This is a genomic window from Dermacoccus abyssi (assembly GCF_003515945.1).
GTDB classification, from domain to species: Bacteria; Actinomycetota; Actinomycetes; order Actinomycetales; family Dermatophilaceae; genus Dermacoccus; species Dermacoccus abyssi.
On record NZ_QWLM01000004.1, the window covers coordinates 227208 to 250261 of the forward strand.

Sequence of the window (23054 nt, forward strand, 5' to 3'; positions counted from 1 at the left end):
GAGCTGTCGCCTTGTGCCGATCCTCCTCCGGGGCTTACCTCGTGGGACCGAGCGCGTGCCTTGCGCTCGGACTTCCCCTCCTCGTTCTTCCCCGCGACGTTCACATCGCGCGCGCCTCGTCACGTGTCCAAACCCGCAGGCTCGGGGTGCGCGCACACCGCCCGTGGTCGCATGACATCCGAACACTCGACGACCTCGGGGTGGACGTGCAATGCCCCGAGGCGGCCATCGTCGAACTGGCAGCACGCGAGGGTGCGCTGCACGGACTCGTGCCTGCTGATGTCGCGATCCGGCACGAAGACGTGTGGTTCGAACGTGTCCTGGCTTCCTGGGGCAAGCGCCACGGCATCGCCCAGGCCCGGCTCGTCGCCGAACTCGCCGACGGCCGTCGCGAATCGCCCTTGGAAACGCAAACCGCGTGGCAGGCGCACGGGGAAGGGATCCGTCTTGAGCCGCAGACCGTCATCCGCGACAGGGCGGGCGAGTGGGTGGCCACGGTCGACTTCACCGTTGCGGGATACAAGGTCGTCGTCGAGGTCGACGGTTTGGGCAAGTACCGACGCCCGGACGACCTGAAGAAGGAACGGGTGCGTCACAACCAGATCGAGGAGCTCGGGTGGCTCGTTGTCCGTGTCATCGCAGACGACCTGCGGTTCGGTCGGTTCGTGCCGCGCCTTCACGCGGCAATGGCGCGCGCCGAGCGCCGCTAGCTGGTGACGTTTGCTGCGCTTGGCTGCGTTGCAACGTCACCAACCGCAGAAAACGTCACCAGTTAGGCGTCGGTTGGGGCTGGGGCTGCTGCCGCATTCGCTTTCCGAATGCAGACCATCACGGCCAGGACGAGGGCCACCACGGCGAGGAGGTGCACGGCGAGGGCCGCGATGTCGCTGACGAAGCTCAGCAGGAGCACGAGGGCCGCGAGTACCGCGAGGATGACGGCGTAGCGGCGCAGGAACGGGGCTGCAGCGCGGTTGCCGACGAGAAGGGCTTCCGGCGAACGACGGGTCGTCGCCGTCCGGATCGACACGCGGCCACCGAACGGGAGGCGTCCGTCGTCGGCACCGCGCGCCACCCACGTCATGACACCGGCAATGACGAGAAGCGCGACAGCACCGACCATGGCGGCCACCGAGAGGTCCGAAAGCATGCGCCCCAGGGTAGCGAGGAACACCGGCTCCGGAGGCACCGGCTGAGAACCCGGACGGCGCGCCCGCGGGCAACCTGCCCCCCTGCTGGCGCAATCGTGCCCCGCGGAGTCAACGGCGTACCGCCAGCGCCGACCCGCGCGACGAAGCGCGGCCTCACCATCCCCGGGATCCAGACGACCCTGCGCGCCAAGAGCGGCCACCGCGACTGGAGCGACCCCGCCTTCCGCCTCCACTCGCCGACGCGCGGAGTCGGGTCGAGTCGATCGATGCCACAGGTGCCTCACCCCTTCCCCAGGTGAAAGGATGAGGGCCATGCCCACCCCCGACGTCGCACGGCTGCTCGCCTCGGATCGTGACCACCTGTGGCACCCCTACTCGAGCGCCACGAACCCTGCGACGACGCGGTTCGTCGAGTCCGCGCACGGGCCGCGCCTCACCCTGCGTGACGGCGACGGCGCATCGCGCGAGGTGCTCGACGCGATGAGCTCTTGGTGGTGCGCCATCCACGGCTACAACGTGCCCGAGCTCAACGCCGCCGCCGAGGCGCAGCTGCAGCGGATGAGTCACGTCATGTTCGGCGGCCTGACGCACGAACCCGCCGTCCGCCTCGGTGAGAAGCTCGTCGAGATCGCGCCCGCACCAGAGGCCGACCGACCGACGCTGACGCGCGCGTTCCTCGCCGACTCCGGCTCCGTCAGCGTCGAGGTGGCCCTCAAGATGGCCCTCCAGGTCTTCGCCGCCGACGAACGTCCGCGACGCACCGTCCTCACGATCCGCGGCGGTTACCACGGCGACACCCTGCACCCCATGAGCGTTTGCGACCCCGACGGCGGCATGCACTCCCTCTGGCGCGGCACGCTGCCGCAACAGCTCTTCGCCCCGCTCCCACCTGCAGGCCTTGAAGCCGACCCTGACGAACTCGAGGCATGGAAGCGCGAAACCGCTTCCCTCTACACGGAACACGCCGACGAGATCGCGGCCGTCATCGTCGAGCCACTCCTGCAGGGCGCCGGCGGTATGCGCATCTACGACCCCGAATGCGTGCGATTCCTCACCACCCTCGCCCGCGAGCACGGCGCGCTCGTCATCTTCGACGAGATCGCCACCGGCTTCGGGCGCACCGGCACCTACTGGGCTGCCAGCCGCATCGGCATCACGCCCGACATCCTCTGCCTGGGCAAGGCCCTCACCGGCGGCTACCTCACGATGGCGGCCGTGCTCTGCACCGACGAACTCGCCCGCACCATCAGCGAGCGCACCGGCGCGATGATGCACGGCCCCACCTTCATGGGCAACCCGCTCTCGTGCGCCGTCGCGCTCGCCAGCATCGACCTCCTCGACACCAAACGTCTCACCCGCGCAGCCGAATTCGCCGACACACTCGACACTCACCTCGCTCCCCTGCGCGAACTCCCCCACGTCGCGGATGTTCGCACGCTGGGTGCGGTCGGCGTCGTCGAGCTGACCCACGACGTCGACGTCGACGCGGCCACGGCAGCCGCCCTCGACGCGGGCGCATGGATCCGCCCCTTCCGCCGCCTCATCTACACGATGCCGCCGTTCGTCTGCACCGACGACGACCTGGGCACGATCTGCGAGGCTGTCACCGCCGCGGTCCACGCATGCGCCCCGGCGAGCGAGCAGGCGCCGTGAACCAGTACCTCGACGCCCTCGACGCCGCCGCGAAACGGCGCACCGAGCGCGACCTCATCCGCACGGCCGAGGCCGACCAGCTCGACGGTGTCCGCATCGATCTCGCGGGCAACGACTACCTCGGCCTGCGGCGCCATCCCGCGGTGCTCGACGGCGCGCAGCGAGCCCTCGACGAAGCCGGCGGCGGCGCGGGCGCGAGCCGCCTCGTCACCGGAACGCACGCCGTCCACACGACGCTCGAAGCCGAGCTCGCGGCGCACATGGGGCACGAGTCCGCGCTCGTGTTCTCCACCGGGTACCACGCGAACCTCTCCGCCATGACGGTGCTCGGCACCGCCGACACCCTCGTCATCAGCGACGCTCACAACCACGCGAGCCTCATCGACGGCATGCGCCTCGCCAAGGCTCGCGTCGCCGTCACACCGCACCTCGACGTCGACGCCGTGCGTCGCGCCCTCGCCGAACGCACCGAGCCGCGCGCCGTCATCGTCGTCGAGTCGATCTTCTCCGTGCTCGGCGACGCCGCCGACCTCCCCGCGCTCCTCGCGCTCGCCGTCGAGCACGACGCGCTGCTCGTCGTCGACGAGGCGCACGGTCTCGGTGTCGCGGGTGCGCGCGGCGAGGGGCTCGCCAGGGCCGGCGGCCTCCTCGACGGCGAGGGCGCCAACCGCGTCGTTGTCACGGTCACCCTGTCGAAGTCGCTCGCGAGCCAGGGCGGCGCGGTTCTCGGGCCGCGAGCGCTACGCGAGCACCTGCTCAACACGGCACGTCCGTTCATCTTCGACACGGGCCTCGCACCGGCTTCCGCTGGGGCCGCGCTCGGAGCGCTTCGTCATCTCGTCGCGCATCCCGAGCTCCCGGGCCGAACCCTCGCCGCGGCAGCCGCCATCGCCGATGCCCTCGGCGTCGAACCGTCGGCCGGGGCGGTGCTGTCCAAGGCCATGCCGTCACCCGCCGACGCCCTCGCCGCCGTCGACGCGGCCCGCGCGCAGGGTCTGCGCATCGGGTGCTTCCGCCCGCCGAGCACGCCGGACGGCATCAGCCGCCTGCGCGTCACCGCCACGGCGGGACTCACGGATGCGGAACTCGACGACGCCAGGCGTATCCTCGGCGTCGTCGCCAGCACGTTCGAAGGAGCACGATGAGCGCCCCCGTCATCCTCGTCACCGGCACCGACACAGAGGTCGGCAAGACGGTGACGACGGCCGCCGTCGCCGCGGCACTTGCCGCGCAGGGCATGCGGATCGCCGTCGTCAAACCTGTCCAGACGGGCCTGGCCCCGGGTGAGCCGGGTGACGTCGACGAGGTCGCCCGCCTGGCCGGCACCGAGGGCGTGACGACACACGAGTTCACCCGCCTGCCCGACCCCCTCGCGCCCGACGCCGCCGCGCGCCTCGCCGGCACGAGCATCCCGACCGTCGCGGAGCACGCCGAGCGCGTCCTCGAGATCGCCGACCGCGACGACGTCGACACCGTCATCGTCGAGGGCGCGGGCGGCCTGCTCGTCCACCTCGACGGCGGGGGCGCCACCCTGGCCGACCTCGCTGTTCACCTGCGCGACAAGGGCGTTCGCGCGGGCTTCGTGCTCGTCGTCGCGCCCCGTCTCGGCACGCTCAACGTCACGGCCCTCACCGCCGAGGCGCTGCGCCACCGGGGCCTCGACCTCATCGGCTACGTCGTCGGCAGCTACCCCGACGAGCCCGGCCTCGCCGAGCGCACGAACCTCGACGACCTGCCGAAGGCCGCCGGCGCGCAGCCGCTCGGGCGCCTGCCGGAACGTGCGGCCCAACTCGACCCGAACACCTTCCGAAACAACGCAAGCAAGTGGGTGCACCTGTGATGTTCCGAACCGACGGCCGTCTCGCCGATGGCCGCACGATCCGCTGGTACGACCGCGAGGAGGGCCGCGAAGCCGTGCCCGACCGGCGCGATCTGCCCGAGACGACGCCCATGTCGCAATTGCGCTACGACGTCCTCACCGACGAGTACATCGTGCTCGCCGCGCACCGTCAGAACCGCACCTTCATGCCGCCGGCGAACGAGTGCCCGCTGTGTCCGAGCCGCCCGGACTACGCGAGCGAAGTACCCTCGGAGGACTACGAGGTCGCTGTCTTCGACAACCGTTTCCCGGCGCTCTCGGACGCCGTCACGGGCGTCGAGGAGATCGACGACCCGCTGTTCGCCTCGGCGCCCGCGTACGGCGCGTGCGAGGTGGTCTGCTTCAGCTCGAACCACAACGCCTCGTTCAAGGACCTGTCGCTCGAGCAGGCCCGCCTCGTCGTCGACACGTGGGCCGACCGGACGCGCGAACTCTCCGCGCGCGAGAGCGTCGAGTACGTCTACCCGTTCGAGAACCGCGGCGCCGAGATCGGCGTCACCCTGCCGCACCCGCACGGCCAGATCTACGCCTACGACATGGTTCCGCCGCGGGCGCGCAAGGAACTCGACGCCGCCCGTCGCCACCACTCGCGCACCGGCCGCAACCTCTTCGGCGACATTCTGAGCCGCGAGCTGGCGGAGGGGTCGCGCATCGTCGCACAGAACGCGACGTGGGTGGCGTTCGTGCCGTTCGCGGCGCGCTGGCCCGTCGAGGTGCACCTCTACCCGCGCCGTCAGACGCCCGACCTCGCGGCCCTCGACGAGGCGCAGCGCGACGGCCTCGCGGAGCTCTACCGCGACGTCCTCGGCCGTTTCGACGCGATGTACGACGCCCCGCTGCCCTACATCTCGGCGTGGCAGCAAGCTCCTGCGAAGGGTGACCACCCGGACCGTCGCCTCGCGTGGCTGCACGTCGAGCTGTTCTCGATCCGGCGCAGCGCGGACAAGCTCAAGTACCTCGCAGGTACCGAGTCCGGCCAGGGCGCGTTCAGCAACGACGTGGCGCCCGAGGCGGTGGCCGAGCGCCTGCGCGAGCTGGGAACGTCGCGATGACGCAGGAGATCACCTCGAGCGACTCGCAGAGCCGCCTGCTCGCCGAAGCGGAAGCGCTGTTCGCGCGCGAGTTCGGCGACGTCACGCCGGACGGCGCGTGGTGGGCGCCCGGGCGCGTCAACATCGTCGGCGAGCACACGGACTACAACGGCGGCTACGTCCTGCCCATCGCTCTGCCGACCGGCACCGTCGCCGTCGCGCGGCGTCGTGACGACGACCTCGTCCGGCTCGTCTCCGAGGGCAAGCGCGTCGAGGCGCGCCTGGGCGACATCTCGCGCGAGGCGTCGCTCGGCTGGGCTTCGTACGCGGCCGGCGTCGGCTGGGCGGCCGCGCGTGACGGCCTCGACGTGCCCGGCCTCGACATAGCGTTCGCGGCCGACGTGCCGCGCGGTGCCGGGCTGTCGTCGTCCGCCTCGCTGAGCTGCTCGACCGCGAGCGCCTGGAACGACTTGGCCGGATGGGGCCTCGAGCGTCCGGCCATCGCCCGCCTCGGCCGTCTCGCGGAGAACGAGATCGCCGGCGCGCCGACGGGAACGATGGACCAGATGGCCTCGGTGCTGTGTGAAGCCGGTTCCGCACTACGCCTCGACACGCTGACGAACGACACCGAGCAGGTGCCGTTCGATCTCGACTCGGCCGGGCTCGTCCTGCTCGTCGTCAACTCCCACGCGCCGCACGAGCTCGTCGACGGGGCCTACGGCGAGCGCCGTCGCTCCTGCGAGGAGGCCGCTGATCTGCTCGGCATTGAGCGAGGTCACCTGTGCAGTGAGGTCGACGGACGCGACGTCAGTGCGGTCGATGCGCGCCTCGAGGAGTTGCCCGACGTTCCGCGCCGCCGCGCGCGCCACGTCATCACCGACTCGGCGCGGGTGCTTGCCGTGCACGAGGCGCTGGGGGCCGGCGTCACGCGCGAGAGCGCCCCCGCCGTCGGCCGCGTGCTCAGCGCGTCGCACGCCAGCATGCGCGACGACTTCGAGATCACCGTCCCGGCCGTCGACACGCTCGCCGCGGCCCTCGAGGACGGCGGCGCGTACGGCGCACGGATGACGGGCGGCGGCTTCGGCGGCTGCGTCATCGCCCTCATCGATTCGGGCCGTGTCGACGACGCCGTGGAGCTTGCGAAGCAGCGTGCCGCGAAGGGTGGCTTCGCCCAGCCGGAGCCGTTCGTCGCCCTCGCGAGTGAAGGTGCCAAACGTCTGAAGTGACCTCAGACGGCGGGCAGTTCGGCGCGCGCCATGCGTGACGCCCAGCGCAAGAGGACGACGTCGTCGGTGAGGCCGTTGGGCCGCGAGTCCGGGATGACGTCCTCCACGTCGACGAGGTAGACGAGCGCTGCCACGACGAGGCGCAGACGTGCCTTGCCGGTGATGCTGGTGGTGTGTGGGTCGTCGTGGCCGTCCACGGTGAGCATGCCCTCGTCGACGTAGGCGTCGACGACCGAGCAGATGATGTCGAGGTCAAGCCCTTGCGCGCCCTCGTACAGGCGCGGGTTGCTCTCGCGCTTCGACTCGACGCTGGCGAGCAGCCTGTGCAACTCCGTGCGGGAGGCGATGAGTGACGCCGCCCGGAGCCGCGCGCGCCGGAACGCTGCCGACGTGAGAATGCGCGCTTCGGCGGAGGGCTGGGTCACGGCGACAAGAGTAGGCCTCGTCGGGTCTTCATGGGCACGTATTGGACGCCTTATCCCGAACGTGCGACCCGATCACCGGGATCTGCGCAGGAGCCAGACACCCTGGCGGTTGTCGGTGGCCCGTGGTTGGCTGATGTCGAGCCGCTGAACTCGGCACTTCGAACGAAGGAGCTCCCATGCCCACCCGTGACACGAACTGGCCTGCAGGCACCCCGAACTGGGTCGACTGCTGCTTCGACGACGTGAAGAAGGCCGGCGACTTCTACGCCAAGCTCTTCGGCTGGGACGTGCAGGAGGGCCCGGCCGAGATGGGCGGCTACGCACTGTGCTTCAAGCACGGACGATCCGCCGCTGCCATCACGCCGCGTATGGCGCCAGAGGTTCCCACGGCGTGGTCGACGTTCTTCGCCTCCGACGACGTCGATGCCACCGCCGAGGCGGTGCGCGCCGCGGGAGGCAGCGTCATCGCCGAGCCCATGGGCGTCGCTGGTGCAGGCCGCATGGCGTTCTTCACCGACGCCGAGGGTGCCGCGTTCGGCGCCTGGCAGGGCGGTGAGCACCACGGTTTCGGCATCTTCAACGAGTCTGGCTCCGTGGGTTGGAACGACCTCATGACGCGAGACCTCGAGGGCGCGAAGGCGTTCTACGGCAAGGTCTTCGGGTTCAGCTACGACGAGATGGGCGCCGACTACGTCACGTGCAAGCGCGCCTCCGACGATGAGGTCGTCGCCGGAATCCATCTCGCGGGGCACCTGCCGGACGAGGTCCCGGCGAACTGGCTCACGCACTTCGTCGTGGCCGACCGCGACTCGAGCGTCGCCATCGTCGAGGAGCTCGACGGCGAGGTGCTCATGAGCTTCGACACCCCGTTCGGCCCCGAGGCCACCATCCGCGGCCCCGAGGGCGAGGTCTTCAACGTCATCTCCTACACCGCGGAAGCCGAGGAGGAGGCGGAGCACGATCGCGACGCCGAGTGACGAGCAGGTGAGGTGAGCCGGCCCTGACCCAGGAGAATCCCGGGGACTTGTCAGGTCTGCCGGTTCCGGACGAGAGCCTTCTCCTAGGTGGACGCGGTTGGCTGTGGGGACACTGCTTCATTCCACGCGAAGGACCATCATGACGAGCTCCACGCCCGCGAATTCCTCAGCCGCGACGGCACCCACTCGCACGTTCGCAGCACTCGTCGGCGTCGCGTCGCTCGCCGTGCTGCTGCAGGGCCTGTGGGCCGGATTGTTCATGTCGACGCCCGACACCGACCCGGAGAAGACGCCCTGGCTCGAGGTCCATTCGTGGTGCGGGAAGGCCACCATCGGGTTCGCGCTCCTCGCCACGGTGTGGGCGTTCCTGAAGCTGCGTGAACGCACCGACCTGACTTTCGGTGCGCTGGCGTTGACGGTGCTGTTGATCCTCGAGGCCTATGTCAGGTGGGCTCATCGTGGACGAGGGCAAGGACGTCATGGCCGCCGTCCATGTCCCGCTGGCGATGGCGCTCATGGGCCTGGCGGTGTGGCTCCCGCTGCGGGCCCGCAAGCGCTGACTCCACCGTGGGGATGAGCCTCGGATGCGACACGCGTCCGGGGCTCGTCGTTTGGAACAATGGGTGCATGCGCAGCCTCGCCGACACCCAGCCCGCCATCGCCCTCGGAGCCCTCGACGGCCGCTACCGCGGCGCCGTCGCCCCGCTCGTCGACCACCTGTCGGAGGCCGCGCTCAACCGCATGCGCGTGCACGTCGAGGTCGAGTGGCTCATCCACCTCACCGACACCGGCATCCTCGACGGCGTGCGCGCGCTGGACGACGGCGAGAAGGAGGCGCTGCGCGACGTCGTCGAGGAGTTCGACGGTGACGACATCGCCGAACTCGCCGAGATCGAGCGCGAGACGGTGCACGACGTCAAGGCCGTCGAGTACTACCTCAAGCGCCGCCTCACGCAGATCGTGGCCGCCGCGGGCCACGACGACGCCGAGCAGCTCTCGGAGCTCATCCACTTCTGCTGCACGAGCGAGGACATCAACAACCTCAGCTACGCCCTCATGGTGCAGCGTGCGACGCAGCAGGTGTGGCTGCCGAAGGCGACGACGCTCGTCGAGCAGGTCGCGACGATGGCCCGTGACATGCGTGACGTGCCGCTCCTGTCGCACACCCACGGCCAGCCCGCGACGCCGACGACGATGGGCAAGGAGTTCGCGGTGCTCGCCCACCGCCTGGGCCGTCAGCTGCGCCGCATCGGCGGGCAGGAGTACCTCGGCAAGATCAACGGAGCCACCGGCACGTTCGGTGCGCACACGGCTGCGGTGCCGAGCGCCGACTGGCCGGCACTGAGCAAGTCGTTCGTCGAGGGCCTCGGCCTCACGTGGAACCCGTTGACGACGCAGATCGAGAGCCACGACTGGCAGGCCGAGCTCTACGCCGACATCGCGCGGTTCAACCGCATCCTGCACAACCTGTGCACCGACGTGTGGACCTACATCTCGATGGGCTACTTCGCGCAGGTGCGCGGCCAGGGCACCGTCGGATCGTCGACGATGCCGCACAAGGTGAACCCGATCCGCTTCGAGAACGCGGAGGCGAACCTCGAGGTCAGCTCGGCGTTGCTCGACGTCCTCGGCTCGACCCTCGTCACGTCGCGCCTGCAGCGCGACCTCACGGATTCCTCGATGCAGCGCAACATCGGCACCGCATTCGGTCACTCGGTGCTGGCCATGGACAACGTCGCGCGGGGCCTCGGCGGTCTCGACCCCGTGCCGGGCGCCATGGCCAAGGACCTCGAAGCCAACTGGGAGGTGCTCGGCGAGCCGATCCAGACGGCGATGCGCGCGCTCGGCGCCCAGGGCGTGCCCGGGATGGAGCAGCCCTACGAGCGCCTCAAGGAACTGACGCGCGGACGCCGCATCACCGGCGACGACCTGCGCGAGTTCGTGCGCGGCCTCGGCCTGCCCTCCGACGTCGAGGAGCGTTTCCTCGAGATGACGCCTGCCACCTACATCGGCATCGCACCTCAGCTCGTCGATTACCTCGAGGTCTAACGAACCTGCGCTCACGCGACGCCCTGCCCGCAGCTGTGCTCCGCGGGCAGGGCGTCGTGCTGCGCGACGACAGGCGGCGTCAGGACACAACGTACGACCGCGCCACCACCGCACCCGAGCCACCCGCGGCTCTCACCCCCTAAGCACCCCTTGGGGCGGAGTGATTCGCCTATAGTTCTTGCATGTTCCGGGGGCATCGCGCAATCACTGCGCGTGGGGAACGGCCCCAGCCCTGTGTCGGCCGGGAAGGCGATGAATTCGATGACCGCATCCGATCTGCTCTACGACGTCGGGGCCATCGCGGCCTTCGCCATCGTCGGTTGTGCGCTCCAGGCGCTCGGCTACTTCATGACCGATCTGCTCACACCCGGTCGGCTCGCCGACATAGTGTGGCGTGACCGCAACCAGAACGCGGCCATCCTCGTCTCGGCGAACCTGGTCGCCGTGGGTCTCATCGTCTTCACGGCCATCCGTTCGTCCCACGACGGCCTCGCGGCGGGCCTCGTGAGCACCGCCGTCTACGGCGTCCTCGGGCTGATCTTCATGGCCCTGAGCTTCTTCGCCCTGGACGCCCTAACGCCGGGCAAGCTGGGCGCGTTGCTGCTGCAAGAGGACAGGCACCCGGCGGTCTGGGTGTCGGCGGCGGCTCACATCGCGGTCGCGCTCATGATCTGCGCCGCCATCTCCTGATCGACGCTCCCATGACCCACGACGCGCTGACCATCCGCCCCGGCTCGCACCTCTCGCTCGCGGGCGCTCCCGCGCGCGTCGAGGAGACCCTCGAACTCACCGTCGACGACTTCACCTGGCACTCGCACCGCCTCAGCGGTCATCCGGACGCCGACTGGCTCACCGTCGAGGACGACGAGGGCACGCTCAGCCTCACCCTGTGGAAGGACCGCCCGGCCCTGCCCGAGCGCGGCGAGCCTGGCGAACGCAACGTCGTCTGCGACGGCACGAAGCTGCGCCGCAACGAGGACGGCACAGGCACCTACCGCAGCCTTCCGTCGGGGCGCTCGGGCCGTTACGCCTACGCCGACTACCGCCTCGGCGGCACGCTCGTCGCCTTCGAGCGCTTCGACGACGGCGCGTGGGAGCCGTCGACCGGCCGTCACATCCCGGCGTTCGGCGTGCAGGTCACCGGGGGTTCGTCGTGACCCTTCACGCCATCGCGTCGCCGTTCGTCGACACCCGCGCCGCCGACCTACGCCTGGGGCTCGGCTTGGCCCCTGTGGAGCCTCTCGCCACCTGCTTCGTGGCGGGTGCCGACCTGCGCGTGCTCGGGGCCTCGCACCAGGTCGTCGTCGAGACCGAGGGCGTCACGTTCAGCGAGACGATCGCCTACCTCCCGAACGTGTCGCTGCCGCTGCCGTCGCAGCATGCCGCACCCGGCTACGCGTTGCGCTCGCGCGTCACGCACCTGACTCCGCACGCCCTGCGCGAGGAGGTTGACGCCCTCGTCCGCTCACTCGCCGACCGTGACGACGCCGTCGTCGCGCGATTTCCCGGCCACGAGCTCGCCGTGACGGCCCTCGTCGCCGAGCGCCGCGACGACGTCCTCACGTGGCGCACCTGGCACGTCTACCCGCAGCACGGAGAACTGGTCGAGACCGCGTCCTCGCTCGACCTGCAGCGACGGAGGGATCCGGCATGAAGCGCACCGTCAACGTACTGCTCGTCGCGGCCCTCGGCCTCGGGTTGAGCGGCTGCGGCACGAGCAAGGAAGAGGAAGCCTGCCGCGAGCAGCAGCGTCAGATGGCGCGAGCGCAGGGCTTCACGCCCAACGAGCGGGCCGTCAAGGAGGCCTGCGACAACGATCACCGCAGCTCGACGACGCGCCGTCACGGTAGTTCCTTCCGCGGTGGCGGTTCGGGCAGCGGAAAGTGAGCGACGCTGTTCGCAGCATTCGCGCGATCGAGGTGAGCCGTGCGCTCACCGTCTGAGGCTCCCCGCCTCGCCCGCGCCCTCGTCTTCGGCGCCGTCCTGCTGTGCGCCGCATGCGGTCTCGTCTACGAGCTCGCGCTCGTCGCGCTCGGCTCGTACTTGCTAGGCAACTCGATCACGCAGACGTCGATCGTCCTGTCGGTCATGGTGTTCGCCATGGGCATCGGCTCGCTCGCGGCGAAGCGGCTCGTCGGCCAGGCGGCCCGCAACTTCGCCCTGGTCGAGCTGGCCCTCGCCGTCATCGGCGGCACGAGCGTCATCGTGCTGTACGCCGCCTTCGCGTGGTGGTCGCTCTACGGGCCAGCGCTCGTCGCTCTCGCCTTCACGATCGGCGCGCTCATCGGTGCCGAGATCCCCCTGCTCATGACGTTGCTCCAGCGCATCCGCAAACAGAATGCGTCGGACGCCGTCGCTGATCTCTTCGCCGCCGATTACGTCGGCGCCCTCGTGGGTGGCCTGGCGTTCCCGTTCCTCCTGCTGCCCCTCTTCGGCCTGCTCCGCGGCACACTCGCCGTCGGCGCCGTCAACGCCCTCGTCGGTGTTGCCTTGTGCCTGTGAGTGTTTCGTGACTCGTTCACGACGTGGGGGCGGCGCCTCGTCGGCGGCGCGCTCGCCGTGACGCTCGTCGGGCTCGCGGGGCTTGCCTGGTTCTCGGGGAAGTTCGAGCTGTCCGCGCAGCAGCGCATCTACCGCGATCCGATCGTCGTGAGCGAGCGTTCGGCCTACCAGGACATCGTCGTCACGTCCGGCCTCGACGGACGCGACGTGCGGCTGTTCCTCAACGGTGACCTGCAGTTCTCGACGCTCGACGAGTACCGCTACCACGAGGCGCTCGTCGCTCCTGCGATGAACGGGCCGCGCACGAAGGTCCTCGTGCTCGGCGGGGGCGACGGACTGGCGGCACGCCGGGTGCTCGCGTACCCCGGCGTCGAGAAGGTGACGCTCGTCGACCTCGACCCGGCGGTGGTCGACCTCGCGCGCACGCGGCCCGAATTCGTCGCGGCCAACGCCGATGCGATGGACGACCCGCGCCTGACCTATCGCGCCGCCGATGCGTTCACGTGGCTGCGCACCCAGAACGAGACGTTCGACGCCATCGTCGTCGACTTCCCCGACGCCGACGACGTGGCCACCGCGAAGCTGTACTCGCAGGAGATCTACGGGCTGATGAACAGGGCCCTCGCCCCCGGCGGCCGCATGGTCGTCCAGAGCGGCTCGCCGTTCTTCGCCCGCGAGGCTTACTGGACGACGGAGGCGACCCTGCGCCGCGCCGGGTTCGCGACAACGCCGTACCACGTCGACGTGCCGAGCTTCGGCGACTGGGGCTTCCACCTCGCGACGCGCTCGTCGACGCCGCCGTCGCTCACGCTGCCCGATGACGCCCCGGCGCAGCGCTTCGTCACGCAGGACGTGCTGCGGGCCGCTGCCGTCTTCCCGCCCGACCGTGGCCGGCTGCCCGTGAAGCCGTCGACCCTGCTGGCACCCACCATCCTCGACGCGCAAAAGGGCGCCTACCGAGGCTACTGAGACCGCTACCGTCAGCGACGCGGGTTGAGGCGGGCGAGGGCGCCGGTGAGGCCGGCCGCGAAACCGGTCCACGCAGCATAGGGGGCGAGCAGGACGCCCCGCTCGGGACTGGTGCGGGCGGCGCAACGCACGAGGTCGGCGCTGCTCACGGCGAGCGCGACCGCGTCGACGCAGGCCGGGCGCACCTGTTTCCTGGTGAAGAGCAGCACGCTCCACCCCGCGTTGAGCGCGAGATTGCCGGCGAGCGCCGCCGCGTACCGCTTCTGCTCGCGCGTGCGCCCCTGCTCGCCGATTTCCGCGAGCACGAGGGAACTCGTGGGCGCGATGCCGGCGTACAGCGCGGTCCACGCCACGGGGAAGACCCACGCAGGCGGCTGGAAGGCGGGCTTGCGCAGCGTCCGGTACCAGAGCGAGTCCGGGTCCGTCGCGAGGCTTCCGACGAGCGCCGTCGTCACGGGGGTCACCAAGCCCACCCAGTACGCGGCAAGGCCGGGCGTCGTCACGGGTGCCGTGAGCACGAGACGCCGACGCAGCCCGACCGCCTTCGCGTACTCGCTCATCATGCCGGCGTACTCGATGGCCTCGGGTGCCCCGATGTCGAAGGTGCGGTTGACGTGCTCCGGCAGATCGGCCGCCGCCACGAGGTAGTGCACCGCGTCGGCCACCGCGACGGGTTGGATCGTGTTGCGCACCCACCGCGGCGCAACAGCCCCCGGCAGTCGCTCGGAGAGGTGGCGCAGCATCTGGAAGGACGACGGCCCGTCTCCGATGACGAGGCCGGCCTGGAGTGCGGCCGTCGGAACACCCGATGCCATGAGCGCGTCGCCGACCGCAACACGGGACGCGAGGTGCTCCGAGAGCTCTTCGCCCTCGGGGTGCAGGCCGCCCAGATAGACGATGCGTGCGACGCCGGCCTTCCGCGCCTCCGCGCCGAAGGTTCGCGCCATGTCCAGCTCTGCCTCAGCGAAGTCGGACGCGTCGCCCATCGAGTGCAGGAGGTACCAGGCGACGTCGACTCCGCTCAGTGCCTTGGCGACCTCGGCCGCTCGGGCGGCGTCACCCTCGACGACCTCGCACGACTGCGACGACCACCAGGGAAGTTGCTCGACCTTCTCCGCGCTGCGGCTGAGCACGCGCACCTGCCATCCTCGCCGGAGCAGTTCGGCGGCCACCTGCCCGCCGATGTACCCCGTGGCGCGCGTCACGAGAGCGAGGCGCGGGTGTGAACGGTCCATGGTCAGCTCCCGAGGTCGAGGGCTCGGGGAAGGAGGAGGACCATGCCGAGCGACCACGCAAGAGGCGCGGCGATGCACGCCGTGATGCCGCCCGTGCGGTGCCTCATCACGGCACACACGCCACCGAGCACGAGGCCGGTGAACGCGAGCATCCAGATACCTGCGGCGGCGGTGACGAGGGTGTAGACCACCGTCGTCGAGACGATCGGCGCGTACGGATGCAGAGCGTCGTAGAGGGCCCCGCGGAAGAAAAACTCCTCCGCGACGCCGTTGACGAGCGCCAGCGTGAGGACGACGGGGAAGATGCCGCGGTCGGCGTGGTCGAGCAGAGCCTGCACCGGATCCCGTAGGTCGGGAATGCGGGTCAGCACGAGGGCACCCGCGAGGAAGGCCAGGGCCAGGGCCACGCCGACGACGACACCGAGAACAGCCGCGCGCGCACGGACGACCGGCACGGACGACGTCGAGCGGGTGCCCGCCCGACGGGCCGCGTACCCACCACCGAACCACACCGCAGCCAGCGGTGCCGTCGCGGGATAGAAGAGGGAATCGGCGGGCTCGATCGACAGGCTCCACGCCAGGACGAGCGCGCCGATGACGAGTGTCACCGCGCAGACGAGGCGCTACTGAGCCATCTGCGTCATCGAGTCACCGCATCGTCCACTCGCTCATCCGACCACGTCGAACGCACGAGATCAACCGCGCCCGACGGGGACACCGACGGGCCGGCACCCGGACTGGGTGCCGACCCGTTGGCTGCATCGTGGAGCGTGGCTGCGTCAGATCGTGACGTCGCCGCGGGGCGTCGTGAACGCCACCGACAGCACCGATGGGGTGCCGTGCGGGGCGACGAAGGAGAAGTCGACGGACGGCTCCCACTCCTCGCGGTCGACACCCGGCTGGCCCGAGAGGCCGAGCCACTCGCGCACACGCTCGGGGGCACCCGCGAGGGTGATGCCCTTGAGGGAGACGTCGCTCGAACCGTCGGACGAGGGGTGCTGCGCGTCGTCGTCCCACTTGATGAAGTACGGCAGCTGCGGGTCGACGACGAGGTCGCTCACACCGATCTGCTGCCAGGTGATCTCCGCACCGTCGGGGCGGTGGCGACGGCCCTCCGTCGTACCGCGGCCCAGCTTCTCGACCGGGGCGCTCATGTCGTCGAGTTCGACGACCCAGCCGATCCAGCCGCCGCCGTTGGCCGAGCGCGCCTTGACGGCCTGGCCGTACGGCATCTTGTCGACGCTGGGGTGCTCGAGCGCCTCGACGACCTCGAGGAACCGGTGCTCGGTGAGCGGCAGGATGACGTTGCGGGTACCGAACCGGGGGTGCACACCACCGTCGAGTGCCTCCACGCCGAGCTGCTGCGCGAGTCGATCGGCCGTTGCCTGCAGACCGTCGGACTCGGCCGCATACATCACGTGGTCAATACGCATGGTGACACTGTGCCACGCACCGGCGCGAGGGGTGTAATCAGGGTCACGCTCCCCCGGCGTCAGGCGATGGGCGCGTCCCTCGCGATGGGCGCGAAACTGTGCCGGTGGGAGCGCTGCGGTGCTCCCACCGACGGTGTTCTGCTCCACCGCCAGGTTTGCTCCCGCGGGCGGTCAGCCGCGAACGCCCCGCTGACGCATCGCTTCGTAGAGCAGGACGGCGGCGCTCGTCGCCACGTTGAGCGAGTTGACCTGGCCCACCATGGGGATGCGCACGCGCGTCGTCGCGGCAGCGAGTGCCTCGTCGGTGAGGCCGTACTTCTCGGTGCCGACGGCGATGGCGACCGGTCCGCGGTAGTCGACGTCGGTGTGCATGACGTCGGTGTCCGGCGTCGCCGCGACGAGGGGGATGTTCTGCTCGACGAGCCAGCCGAGCGTCTCCGCTGTTGACGCGGCCGCCACGGGGACGCTGAAGACCGTGCCCTTGGACCCTCGCACGACGTTGGGGTTGCCCCAGTCGGTGACGGGGTCCGCCGCGATGACGCCGTCGACGCCCACGGCGTCGGCCGTGCGAAGCATCGCGCCGAGGTTGCCGGGCTTCTCGACGCCCTCAGCGACGAGCAGGAGCGGGTTCTCGGGCAGCTCGAGTTCGCGCGGGTGGGCCTGGACGCTCGGCACGACGGCGAGGAAGCCGTCAGGGCCTTCGCGGTAGGCCACCTTCTCGAACGCGGCGCGCGCCACCGTCACGATCTCGGCGCCCGCATCGCGAGCGGTCGCGACGACGTCCTGCTGACGCGACGCGTTGAGCATCAACTCCTCGCACATGTAGAGGGAGCGCGGGCGGACGCCGGCCTCGAGCGCCAACGCGAGTTCCTCGTAGCCCTCGAGGAGCGTGACGCCCTCGCTCTCGCGGGTGCGGCGCTTGCGCAAGCCGACGAGCCCCTTGAGGCGCGGATTGGTCGCGGAGGTGAGGTGAAGGTCGGCCACCCGCCCATTCTCCCACCGCGAACGCGCCCGGCCAGCACGGCAGAATGGGGACGTGACCGAACGAGCGCAGCGCGCGGAGCAGTTGCCCGTGGAGCGGGCGCGGGTGCTCGCCGACACCCCCACCACGGCGCCGACAGCCCTCTTCGCCGTCGACCTCGATGCGCTCGAGCTCGGCGATGCGGCGCCTCTGCCGCGCGGGTTCGACCGGCTGAGCGAAGCCGCGCCGCTTCGGCGTCACGACCTCGCCGCGGCCGGTGACGAGGTGCTCGCGTGGGGCCTCCAACTCGGTGCGGGGATGACCGTGCGAGCGAGTGACACCCCGATCGTCGCGGGCGCGCTCGTCGTGCTCGGACTCGGCGTCGGGCGCCTCCGACTCCCGATTCCGTGCCTCGTCGTCGAGGTGATCGACGAACCCGAGCGACGCGGCTTCGTCTACGCGACGCTGCCCGGTCACCCCGAGTGCGGCATCGAACGCTTCCTCGTCGAGCGTCGGGACGACGGCGTCTGGGTCCGCATCGACGCCATCAGCCGGCCGGGATGGCTCCTGACGCGTGTGGGCGCTCCCGTAGCGCGTGTGGCACAGCGCTGGATGACGCGCCGCTACCTGCGCGCGTTGGCGCGCTGAACGGACGGAACTGGCCTATCGGTCGAGACGTTGCGCCGCCGCGAGCACCTCGGGCGCGAGCATTCGGCGGGCTCCCAGCACCTCGACGCCCACGAGTCGGCCGTTGGCATCGACGTCGAGCACGACGTCGATGCCCGGCTCATCGCCGGTGTCGACGGGCACGCTGCGCGCCACGCCGCCGACGCCCGGATCGGGGCCGAGGGCGACGTACGCCGCGTCAGCCTCGGCATCGAACGTCAGCCGCGCCGCGCCCTGCAGCGCGTCCGGCCAGGGTTCGCTCACAACAACGAGCGCAGGACGTCGGCGGCGCCGTCGTCCTCGATGGAGGCGGTCACCTCGTCGGCGGCTTCCTTCACCTCGTCCGGGGCCTGGCCCATCGCCACGCCGCGCGCGGCCCACTCGAGCATCTCGAGATCGTTGCGCTGATCGCCCACGGCGACCGTGTTCGACGGCTCGATCTCCAGCTTTCGTCGCACCAACTCCAGCGCGGAGGCCTTCGAGACGCCCTCGGGGTTGATGTCCATCCACGCCGTGTAGCCGACGGCGTAGTTGACGTGGTGCAGACCGATGCGATCGGCGAGTTCGAGGAAGTCCTCGCTCGTACCGGACGGCGAACGGAACGTCACGCGCGTCACGGGCTCCGACATGAGCTCCTCCCACTCCACGACGGTCTGCTCACCGTCGAGTTCCCCGTCGGGGAAGGGCGCGGTGACCTTGAACCCGTCCGGCCCCTCGACCGCGATGACGGCGTCCTCCCACTGCCCGCGCAGCATCGACAGCGCCGGCGCGGGGTCGAACGTCACCCGGTCGACGATCTCGTAGCCCGCGTCGAGCGAACTGTCGAGGCGCAGCGTGATGGCACCGTTCGAGCACACGACGTAGCCGCGGTCGAGGTCGAGCATCCGCAGGATCGGCGTCGTCGCGACGACCGCACGCCCCGTCGACAGAACGACATGGTGGCCGGCGGCGACGGTGTCGCGCACGGCGTCGCGAGTCGCGTCGTGCATGGTGCCGTCGTACTGCAGGAGAGTGCCGTCGATGTCGAGGCAGACCATGAGCGGTGGCCATTCGTGCGAGCCGGCACCTGCGCCGGGTCGGGCGCTGTTCGCGGCCGCAGCCTCGGGAATGACGGGCGTCGTGTCGTCGGACGGAGTCACACGCACACCCTACGCGTCGCGCCTTCCCGCGAACGTCACGGCGTGAGTTGCACGGGCGGCAGGAGGAAGGACGAACAGACGCCCAGGGCCCCTTCCGATCGCTCGGAAGGGGCCCTCGTCAGGTAAGGCAGATCAGTGGTTCTGGCCGAACCCGCCCTGCGGGGCCGAGCCGTACTGCTGGCCGTTGCCCTGACCGAACTGCTGCTGGCCCTGCTGGTAGCCACCGTTCCACTGCTGGCCGCCGTTCGTCGCCGAGGCGCTCGAGCCCTTGCGGCTCTGCAGGAACGCGACGACACCGACCGCGAGCGCCGCGAGCCCCGCGAGGAGCGTCAACCACACGCCGGCGCCGATCGTCGCCGAGTAACCGGATGCGGCGCCACCGTCACCGACGGCACTGGCCGTGCTCGGGAACTGCAGGATGCCGATGATGAGCAGCACGACGCCGAGGGCGGCCGTGACGATGCCCGTCACCTTCGCGTTGAGCTTGCCCAGAGCGGCGAGCACGCCGGCCACGGCGAGACCGATGGCGAGGATGAGGACGAAGATGCCGCCCGTGTTGCTCGACTCACCGAGCGTCGGGTTGGCCGAGTTGCTGTTGCCGCCGATGCCGTTGAGCGCGACGGTCTCACTGCCCGACTTGAACGTCACCCACGCGACGAACGGAGCGATGAGCGCCAGGAGGGCTGGCAGGAACGGGCCGAACTTCGCCACGGGGGACGCGGTCGAGGCGCTCGAGGTCTTCGTCGGCTGGGCCGACTGCGACTGACCGTACGCGGCCGACGTGTACTGGCCCTGCTGGCCGCCGTGCGCCGGGGTCGTGTGCTGGCCCGAGCCGTACGTCTGGCCGCCCTGGGGCGACGAGCTGTACTGACCGGGCTGCGCGTAGCCACCCTGCGGAGCGGAGTTGTACTGCCCACCCTGCGGCGCCGAACCGTACTGCTGGCCGCCCTGGGGCGAGGAGTTGTACTGCTGACCCGCGCCGTACTGACCCTGCGGAGCGGAGTTGTACTGCCCACCCTGCGGCGCGGAGGCGTACTGCTGACCTCCCTGGGGCGACGAGTTGTACTGCTGACCCGCGCCGTACTGACCCTGCGGAGCGGAGTTGTACTGCCCACCCTGCGGCGCCGAACCGTACTGCTGACCCGCGCCGTACTGACCCTGCTGGCCCGCAGCACCCGGGTAACCCAGCGCGTAGGGAGCCGACTGCTGCTGGGCGATGGGCGCGCTCGGGTAGGCCTGCGATTGCGCGGACGCGTCGTTCGCCGCACCTTGGCTGGACGACTGACCGGCGCCGGGCGCGAACGACGCCTGCATCGGCGACTCCGCACGCTCGGGGGACTGCCCCGGCTGAGCTGCAGCCTGCGGCTGGTCACGGTAGGCCACCTGCGTGGCATCGTTCTCGAACCGCTGGGTGTTGTCGTGCGCCGGATTCGGCTCAGCCGCCGGCGTCGAACCGCCCGCGATGCGGGTCTCTGCCTCTGAGTCGCCGCCGCCCCAGGTGGAGGCGGGCTTCTCGTTGTTGTCGCTCATGCGACCCTCCCGTGTCGAGATGCTGAAGTGTGATCTGCGCCCAAATCTACCGGGGAGCCCTCACGCCTGCAGCTTGAAGGCCTCCTTGTAGCTCAGGCGCCCACCCGTCTGCATGACGCTGCGGCTGTAGAGGCGCGTCGCGACCCGAGTGATGGCGACTGCAGCGACACCCGCGATGACGAGCGCGACGAGCGGCTCCCACCAGGCTGCATCGCCGGTGATGACGCGCGCGGGCATCGCCACCGTCGAGACGACCGGCACGAACGAGGCCACCTTGAGGGCCGTTCCGGTGAGCATCATGCCGAGCATGAGCACGACGACGACGAGCATCGTCACCGGCTGGGCGGTCGTCTGGACGTCCTCGCTGCGTGACGCGAGCGCGCCGGCCACCGCGAACATGCAGGCGACGACGAGGAAGCCCGCGAGGAAGAACACGACGAACCACCCCGAGGCACTCGCCACGGTGCCGATGAGCGTGCTCCACCGTGTCTGCGACAGCCCGATGAGCGCTACGCCGACGAGCAGCGTCACCTGGGCCAACGCGAGGACGGCGTTGCCGATGACCTTACCGGCAAGCAGGTGCTTGAGCGGCACCGCGCTGGCCAGGATTTCGACGATGCGTGACTGCTTCTCCTCGACGACGCTCTGCGCGATCGGCATGCCGAAGATGAAGGCGACGAAGTAGAACAGGAACGCGAAGACGAAGGTGACGAGCTTGCCCAGCCCGGCGTTGACGGATCCGGGGTCGAGCCGTTCGTCCGTCACCCTCGCTCCGCTCGAGAGCTCGGCGAGATCGACGCCCTGAGCCTTCGCGTTCGCGGCGAGCGTCTGCTCCGCGGCGGCGCTCGTGACGAACTTCTTCACGTCGGCGTCGACGTCCTTGTCACCGACGAGCGTCCAGCCGCCGGAGGTGGGCAGGAGCGCCAGATCGGCGCGACCGCTCTTGACCGCGTCGCGGGCGTCGGCGGGCGACGACGCGGAGACGCTCGTGTACTCGACCTTGTCGTGGTCGGCCTTCGCCGCCTTCTCGGCGGCGTCGACGAGTGAGCTTCCCGAGAGCCCGGCCGCGTTCTTCTGCGTCACGACGGCGATGGACGACGTAGGCGTCTTGCCCGAGAGCCAGATCTGGACGCCGAACGTGCCTGCGACGAGCAGGAGCGTCACGACGAGCGACATGAGGAAGTTCTTGTCCCGCGCCTTCACGGACAGTTCGCGCAGGGCGACGATCTGCCAGGCGGGGCGGGTCTGGGTTTCTGCGGCGGCGTTCATTCCTCAGGCCACCTCTCGGTAGATGTCGGCGAGTTGGGGCACGATCTCGTGGAACTCGCGCACTCGGCCGCGCTCCATGGCGCTGCGCAGGAGCTCGTCGGCGGCTGCGTCGCCGTTCGCGCGCGGCAGTTCGAGCAGGGCAACCGGGCCGTCGACGTCGGCGACGAAGATGCCGAGCGAACCGGCGACATCGCGCACCCACCCGGCGTCGGCGTCGAGGACGAGGCGGTGGCGAACGCGACCGCGGCGGCGCAGATCCTGCGCGCGCCCTTCGGCCACGACCTCGCCGCGCGCGAGGATGACGAGCCCGTCGCACAACCGCTCGACGAGGTCGAGCTGGTGGCTGCTGAACAGCACCGGCACGCCACGCGCCGTGTACTCGCGCAGGAGATCGGCCATCGCGTCGACGGCCTGCGGGTCGAGGCCGCTGAACGGCTCGTCGAGGATGAGCGCGGACGGTTCCGCGATGACGGCGGCCGCGATCTGCACGCGCTGCTGGTTGCCCAGCGAGAGCGATTCGAGCTTGTCCTTCGAACGGTCGGCGAGACCGAAGCGCTCGAGGAGGTCGAGGCCGCGCGTGCGCGCCGCCGACGCCGTCACGCCGCGCAGCTGAGCGAGGTAGACGAGCTGGTCGATGAGCGGCTGCTTGGGGTAGAGGCCGCGCTCCTCGGGCATGTAGCCGATGGCCCGACGCTCAGCCGACGTGATGGGCCGGCCCTCCCACAGCACGTCGCCCGCGCTCGGCTCGAGTACGCCCATGATCATGCGCATCGTCGTCGTCTTGCCCGCGCCGTTGCCGCCGACGAAGCCGGTCATCCGAGCGTCCGGCACGCTGAACGACACCTCGCGCACGACGACCTTGTCACCGAACGCGCGGGTCAAGCCTCTTGCTTCGAACATCCTTCTCGTGACCTCCCGGCTCGTGTGCGTTCCCCGTGGTGGAGCTACGAGAACCATCCTGA

Annotated in this window: 27 protein-coding genes; 15 read left to right on the top strand and 12 right to left on the bottom strand. The window is 70.4% G+C overall.

What is annotated here, in order from left to right; all coding sequences use genetic code 11:
* The first annotated feature begins 200 nt into the window (after positions 1–200).
* A complete protein-coding gene (locus D1832_RS15740) occupies positions 201–710 on the top strand; it encodes a DUF559 domain-containing protein (RefSeq protein WP_241510875.1) in 510 nt (169 codons plus the stop codon).
* A 62-nt stretch (positions 711–772) separates the two neighbouring features.
* Here D1832_RS15740 and D1832_RS05590 read toward each other — a convergent pair whose 3' ends face one another.
* Complete coding sequence (locus tag D1832_RS05590) at positions 773–1147, bottom strand: hypothetical protein (protein ID WP_047310667.1); 375 nt, start codon at positions 1145–1147, stop codon at positions 773–775.
* A 313-nt stretch (positions 1148–1460) separates the two neighbouring features.
* Here D1832_RS05590 and D1832_RS05595 point away from each other — a divergent pair, with 313 nt between their 5' ends.
* Genes D1832_RS05595 through galK form a run of 5 tightly spaced genes read left to right on the top strand, consistent with a single transcriptional unit; the run spans position 1461 to position 6937 of the window.
* Entirely contained in the window at positions 1461–2801 is a 1341-nt protein-coding gene (locus D1832_RS05595) for an adenosylmethionine--8-amino-7-oxononanoate transaminase (protein WP_118912972.1), read from the top strand.
* A complete protein-coding gene (locus D1832_RS05600; RefSeq protein ID WP_241510876.1) occupies positions 2798–3946 on the top strand; it encodes an aminotransferase class I/II-fold pyridoxal phosphate-dependent enzyme in 1149 nt (382 codons plus the stop codon). The genes D1832_RS05595 and D1832_RS05600 overlap by 4 nt, the downstream gene beginning before the upstream one ends.
* On the top strand, positions 3943–4641 hold the full coding sequence (gene bioD, locus D1832_RS05605) for a dethiobiotin synthase (protein WP_118912974.1): 699 nt from the start codon (positions 3943–3945) through the stop codon (positions 4639–4641). The genes D1832_RS05600 and bioD overlap by 4 nt, the downstream gene beginning before the upstream one ends.
* A complete protein-coding gene (gene galT, locus D1832_RS05610; RefSeq protein ID WP_047310670.1) occupies positions 4641–5732 on the top strand; it encodes a galactose-1-phosphate uridylyltransferase in 1092 nt (363 codons plus the stop codon). The genes bioD and galT overlap by 1 nt, the downstream gene beginning before the upstream one ends.
* On the top strand, positions 5729–6937 hold the full coding sequence (galK, locus tag D1832_RS05615) for a galactokinase (protein WP_118912975.1): 1209 nt from the start codon (positions 5729–5731) through the stop codon (positions 6935–6937). The genes galT and galK overlap by 4 nt, the downstream gene beginning before the upstream one ends.
* Positions 6938–6939: 2 nt before the next feature.
* Here the strand turns inward: galK and D1832_RS05620 are convergent, their stop codons facing one another.
* Positions 6940–7362, bottom strand: a complete 423-nt coding sequence (locus tag D1832_RS05620) for a YkvA family protein (RefSeq protein ID WP_047310671.1) — start codon at positions 7360–7362, stop codon at positions 6940–6942.
* A 176-nt stretch (positions 7363–7538) separates the two neighbouring features.
* Between D1832_RS05620 and D1832_RS05625 the strand changes: the two genes are divergently transcribed.
* On the top strand, positions 7539–8339 hold the full coding sequence (locus D1832_RS05625; protein WP_118912976.1) for a VOC family protein: 801 nt from the start codon (positions 7539–7541) through the stop codon (positions 8337–8339).
* 117 nt (positions 8340–8456) lie between these two features.
* On the opposite strand, the gene D1832_RS05630 is transcribed toward D1832_RS05625, so the two are convergent.
* The gene (locus D1832_RS05630) at positions 8457–8726 is read right to left on the bottom strand and encodes a hypothetical protein (RefSeq protein ID WP_182434673.1); all 270 of its coding nucleotides are present in this window, start codon (positions 8724–8726) and stop codon (positions 8457–8459) included.
* 240 nt (positions 8727–8966) lie between these two features.
* Here D1832_RS05630 and purB point away from each other — a divergent pair, with 240 nt between their 5' ends.
* The 7 genes from purB (at position 8967) to D1832_RS15750 (ending at position 13859) form a co-directional block, all read left to right on the top strand.
* Positions 8967–10388 carry an adenylosuccinate lyase gene (gene purB / locus D1832_RS05635; protein ID WP_118912978.1) on the top strand — a complete coding sequence of 474 codons (1422 nt, stop codon included), beginning with the start codon at positions 8967–8969 and terminating at the stop codon, positions 10386–10388.
* A gap of 261 nt (positions 10389–10649) precedes the next feature.
* On the top strand, positions 10650–11078 hold the full coding sequence (locus D1832_RS05640; RefSeq protein ID WP_118912979.1) for a DUF350 domain-containing protein: 429 nt from the start codon (positions 10650–10652) through the stop codon (positions 11076–11078).
* Between the two features lie 11 nt (positions 11079–11089).
* Positions 11090–11545, top strand: a complete 456-nt coding sequence (locus D1832_RS05645; protein ID WP_118912980.1) for a DUF4178 domain-containing protein — start codon at positions 11090–11092, stop codon at positions 11543–11545.
* A complete protein-coding gene (locus D1832_RS05650; RefSeq protein WP_182434674.1) occupies positions 11542–12042 on the top strand; it encodes a DUF2617 family protein in 501 nt (166 codons plus the stop codon). Before D1832_RS05645 ends, D1832_RS05650 begins: the two co-directional genes overlap by 4 nt.
* Positions 12039–12275 carry a hypothetical protein gene (locus D1832_RS05655; RefSeq protein ID WP_118912982.1) on the top strand — a complete coding sequence of 79 codons (237 nt, stop codon included), beginning with the start codon at positions 12039–12041 and terminating at the stop codon, positions 12273–12275. The genes D1832_RS05650 and D1832_RS05655 overlap by 4 nt, the downstream gene beginning before the upstream one ends.
* A gap of 39 nt (positions 12276–12314) precedes the next feature.
* Positions 12315–12890: a hypothetical protein gene (locus tag D1832_RS15745; RefSeq protein ID WP_241510877.1), complete on the top strand. Its 576-nt coding sequence runs from the start codon at positions 12315–12317 to the stop codon at positions 12888–12890.
* Positions 12891–13859 carry a spermine/spermidine synthase domain-containing protein gene (locus D1832_RS15750; protein WP_241510878.1) on the top strand — a complete coding sequence of 323 codons (969 nt, stop codon included), beginning with the start codon at positions 12891–12893 and terminating at the stop codon, positions 13857–13859.
* Positions 13860–13870: 11 nt separating this feature from the next.
* Here the strand turns inward: D1832_RS15750 and D1832_RS05665 are convergent, their stop codons facing one another.
* From D1832_RS05665 to D1832_RS05680, 4 genes are all read right to left on the bottom strand, one after another.
* Entirely contained in the window at positions 13871–15094 is a 1224-nt protein-coding gene (locus tag D1832_RS05665; protein ID WP_118912983.1) for a tryptophan-rich sensory protein, read from the bottom strand.
* A gap of 2 nt (positions 15095–15096) precedes the next feature.
* Entirely contained in the window at positions 15097–15702 is a 606-nt protein-coding gene (locus D1832_RS05670; RefSeq protein ID WP_118912984.1) for a CPBP family intramembrane glutamic endopeptidase, read from the bottom strand.
* A gap of 171 nt (positions 15703–15873) precedes the next feature.
* Positions 15874–16527, bottom strand: coding sequence for a VOC family protein (locus D1832_RS05675; protein ID WP_118912985.1), 654 nt, complete (start codon positions 16525–16527; stop codon positions 15874–15876).
* Between the two features lie 171 nt (positions 16528–16698).
* Positions 16699–17511, bottom strand: a complete 813-nt coding sequence (locus D1832_RS05680) for a TrmH family RNA methyltransferase (protein ID WP_118912986.1) — start codon at positions 17509–17511, stop codon at positions 16699–16701.
* 52 nt (positions 17512–17563) lie between these two features.
* Between D1832_RS05680 and D1832_RS05685 the strand changes: the two genes are divergently transcribed.
* Positions 17564–18136: a DUF1990 family protein gene (locus D1832_RS05685; protein WP_206609357.1), complete on the top strand. Its 573-nt coding sequence runs from the start codon at positions 17564–17566 to the stop codon at positions 18134–18136.
* Positions 18137–18151: 15 nt separating this feature from the next.
* On the opposite strand, the gene D1832_RS05690 is transcribed toward D1832_RS05685, so the two are convergent.
* From D1832_RS05690 to D1832_RS05710, 5 genes are all read right to left on the bottom strand, one after another.
* Entirely contained in the window at positions 18152–18418 is a 267-nt protein-coding gene (locus tag D1832_RS05690; RefSeq protein WP_182434675.1) for a DUF2283 domain-containing protein, read from the bottom strand.
* Positions 18415–19293: an HAD family hydrolase gene (locus D1832_RS05695; protein ID WP_415557188.1), complete on the bottom strand. Its 879-nt coding sequence runs from the start codon at positions 19291–19293 to the stop codon at positions 18415–18417. Before D1832_RS05695 ends, D1832_RS05690 begins: the two co-directional genes overlap by 4 nt.
* Before the next feature lie 132 nt (positions 19294–19425).
* Positions 19426–20823: a hypothetical protein gene (locus D1832_RS05700; protein WP_118912988.1), complete on the bottom strand. Its 1398-nt coding sequence runs from the start codon at positions 20821–20823 to the stop codon at positions 19426–19428.
* 60 nt (positions 20824–20883) lie between these two features.
* The gene (locus tag D1832_RS05705; protein WP_118912989.1) at positions 20884–22092 is read right to left on the bottom strand and encodes an ABC transporter permease; all 1209 of its coding nucleotides are present in this window, start codon (positions 22090–22092) and stop codon (positions 20884–20886) included.
* Between the two features lie 3 nt (positions 22093–22095).
* Positions 22096–22992, bottom strand: a complete 897-nt coding sequence (locus tag D1832_RS05710; protein ID WP_118912990.1) for an ABC transporter ATP-binding protein — start codon at positions 22990–22992, stop codon at positions 22096–22098.
* Between the last annotated feature and the right edge of the window lie 62 nt (positions 22993–23054).